Source organism: Methanococcoides sp. (genome assembly GCF_030594565.1).
In the GTDB taxonomy this organism is placed as follows: domain Archaea; phylum Halobacteriota; class Methanosarcinia; order Methanosarcinales; family Methanosarcinaceae; genus Methanococcoides; species Methanococcoides seepicolus.
The window spans coordinates 1-3,581 of record NZ_JAUVEY010000176.1; the positions used below are offsets into that span (position 1 = coordinate 1).

General features: G+C 47.9%; 3 protein-coding genes. All 3 read right to left on the reverse strand.

What is annotated here, in order from left to right; translation table 11 throughout:
• Positions 1 to 290, reverse strand: a 290-nt coding sequence (scpB, locus tag QAS77_RS11040; protein WP_305065581.1) for an SMC-Scp complex subunit ScpB, incomplete at its 3' end; no start/stop codon positions are given.
• Between the two features lie 16 nt (positions 291 to 306).
• The gene (locus tag QAS77_RS11045; RefSeq protein ID WP_250867811.1) at positions 307 to 1,149 is read right to left on the reverse strand and encodes a segregation and condensation protein A; all 843 of its coding nucleotides are present in this window, start codon (positions 1,147 to 1,149) and stop codon (positions 307 to 309) included.
• Positions 1,146 to 3,581 (reverse strand): chromosome segregation protein SMC (smc, locus tag QAS77_RS11050; protein WP_305065582.1); only part of this gene is annotated, 2,436 nt, incomplete at its 5' end. The genes QAS77_RS11045 and smc, both read right to left, overlap by 4 nt.

Here is a 3,581-nt window from a genome sequence, read left to right on the forward strand (position 1 = left end):
GGCTGATGATAAGCAACCATGGAAAGCGTACGAAGTATCGGTGCTTTCAATTCCTTTGGTGCGATGGGACTTATAAGATCAGTATATTTTGGTTTGACCTGCATGACATAACGTCCGCCAAGGTCTATGATCTCCATTCCGGACTCGCGTGTCGAATACTCTTCCATCAGTGACTGGATCACAGGTGCGACATTCTTTGCTGACCTATTGATGATCTTCGCAAGCGTCTGTGTGTCAACAGCTTCCCCTGCTGCAAAAAGTACGGCTTCTATGATCTCTCTCTCGCTCATTTATTTCCTCTTCAAATCATTCAATGACAGATGGGGGATGCACAAATAATTCCCCGAAAAGTTCTTCCTGTGCCAACAATACCTTTTTCTCAGAAGCAAGGAACAGCAGTGAGATATACGTCATCAATCTTTCCGAGCGACTTCCAGACCAGTCTACAAGGTCCGAGAACATAACTTCATCCCTGGTTCGAAACAACTCTTCCAGAGAAGTATGAAGAATATCCACCCTGCCGCGTATATCCTCCTCATGTGCTATCCCGAGCACATCATCTGTAGTGACCCTGTCAAACACTTCAATGCGACGACGCAGGCGGCGGTCTTTCCTTCTGGTCTCGACCTTTTCCGCCTTCTTAAGCTCATTGATAAGCTCTTGAAGAGTGACCGGCCGGGTTGCAGTACGGCGTATAGGAAGCTTTGGCACTGGATATTCCTCGATGTCATAAAAATCCATGTCATCGTCAAGGAGATCATCATCCAATTCCACATCTTCCTGAACAAGACCTGTTGATTTCATCCTGAGAAGAATAGATGCATATAGAAGGGTCCTTCCCGAGATCCTCAGGTCCATTATCTTAAGATCTTCTATGTATGCCAGAAACTTATCCGTAACTTCGACAATATCAATATCCCAGGGATTAATATCCCCGTTCTTCGCAAGGGTGACGAATATCTCCACAGGTTCACAGAGAACATCATCGGATATCTCGATCTGCGATTCATCGACACCGAGTGAACGAAGGGTCTCAAGAAACTCGGGGTCAATGGAACTACTGGATATTTTGACGATCTCCTCGATGCCAGCGCCTACTTCATCCATACTTGCATCGATTCCTTCAGGCTCCTCTGGAATATCGTTCAACGTAATTTCACACCCGTAATGCTTGTGATGTTGTTCTCCTGCATGGCCACACCAATAGTACGCTCCGCCGCCTCTATCATCGGCTTACGCAGGGACACGACGATAAACTGTGCCTTACCCTTTGCCTTTTTAACACGCTGCGCCACACGGTCAGCGTTCGCACCATCAAGGAACATATCGATCTCATCGAATGCGTAGAAAGGTGCAGGGCGATACTGCTGGATAGCAAAGACAAATGCCAGTGCAGTAAGACTCTTCTCCCCACCGGACATCGCTTCCAGGCGCTGCAGGGTCTTCTCCTTTGGCTGTGCCCGAAGGGTCAGTCCACCATTGAAGGGTTCGTCATTATCATCAAGCACAAGTTCGCCGGAACCATCAGAAAGTTCGTGGAAGATCTCCTTGAAAGGTTCGTTGATACCATGGAAAGTTTCCATGAAAGCATCTTTCTTGAGCGTCTCATACTGATCGATACGAGAAAGGATCTGTTCCCGTTCATTAAAGAGAATGGCCCTTCTGGTCTTAAGGTCCACGACCCTTCCATCGACCTCATCATATTCATCGATGGCTCTCATGTTAACAGGCTCGAGACGTTCCATGGCCTTCTCTATAGATGCGATCCTTGTGCTAACGGTCTCATAATTAGGAACATCCTCGACCTCTTCGATACCACGCCTCACAAGTTCTTCCTTCAGGTCCTTTGTCTGGTCCACAAGAGCATTGCGAGTAGCTTCCAGTACCATCATCGCCTTGTCCGCATCATCGAGTTTTGATCGAACAGAAGCAAAGTCCTTCTCAGCCAGATTGTATTCGGTCTGCTTCAGAGCGCGCTTCTGTTGCATATCCCTGAGCTCTTCGGTCAGTTCCTTCTCACGCCTTTGCTTTTCCTGGAGAGTGAACTCAAGTTCAGCGATCTTGGCCTTGAACCCAGCAACACGTTCCCGATGCGTGGATTTCTTCTCTTCCATCTCTTTTATAAGCTGACGATCATCTTCGATCTTCTTAGAAGCATATTCGTGATCGAGGTTGAGAGCATTGATATCCGCCTCGATATCACGGATACGTCCGTCCAGTCTGCGCATTTCCTCATCGATACGATCAGCCTGTTTGTTAAGCTCAGGAACTTCAGAATCGGAAAGTTTCTCATCAAGGACTGCGATCTCAGCTTCAAGTTCTTTGGAACGCCCTTCCACTTCGGCCTTCCTTGAAGCGACCTGTTCCATCTCTTCACGAAGCTTGGCCCTCTCACCCTCGATCTGCCCAAGCTCGGTGTTCTTAGCTTCGATCAGCTGTGTAAGCCGTTCAGCCCTGCCGCCGATCTCCTCAAAGATCATTTCCTTCTTAGAGATCTCTTTTTCAAATTCGTGGATCTCACGATTGATATCAGCAATATGCCCCTCGACAGCATCCAGTTTCTTGATCGCCGTATTGCGCCTTGATTCAAATTCAGTAAGCTGTTCTGCGATCTTGAACAATTTATCCTTCTCAGCAGCTGCAAATGAGAGTCCGGAATTTCGCCCCATCGAGCCACCGGTCATAGCACCGCTTTTCTCAATGACCTCTCCTTCGAGAGTTACCATACGAAGGCCGCCAATGAGACGGCGTGCGTTCTCAAGCGTATCCACGATAAGCGTATCTCTGAAGACATACCAGAATGCTGCTTCGAACTTATACTCAAAACCGATAAGATCAATAGCATAACCTACCACACCCTTCCTGTCAGAAAGGTCCTTGTACGGCCTCCTTGATTCCATCTTGCTCAGCGGAAGGAAGGTTGCACGGCCTCCGCGCTGCTGTTTAAGGAAATGGATGGCCCTTGATGCATCCTCATCGGTCTCAACGACCACTGCCTGCATACGTCCCCCGGCAGCAACGCTGAGAGCATTTGCATATTTCTGATCGACACTTCCAAGCTCTGCTATCGTACCATATATTCCGGGAAGACCATGATGCTTCTTCTCGGCAATGATCATGTCAACGGCTTTTGAATAATTACTGGTATCCTCCGCAGCACGCACGCGCGCCTCAAGCAACGCATAGTCCTGCTGATGTTTGCGTAATGTGACATCAAGATCAGTAACAACGCTCTTTATCTGGAAACGGTTACTTTCAAGATCATCAAGATCGCGGGTATGGGAATTGATCTGCTCCGTTAGCTTCTCTATATCATACTGTGCAGACTTCGTATCACTGTCAGAGGACTCGGATTTACCCTTGGCATCCGTGATCTCATTCTCGATATCCCTTACCTCAGCAGACTTCCTCCTCAACGAATCCAGCAAACGGTCTTCCTGACGCATAAGTTCACTTTTATCGTTCTTCACGGTCTCAAGTTCGGACTTGAACACTGAAAGCTCATCACGCGTCTGTGCGAACTTCTCATCCACATCAGAGATCCTGCTTTGCAGGATCATTCTCTCGGTCTTCCTTTCAGA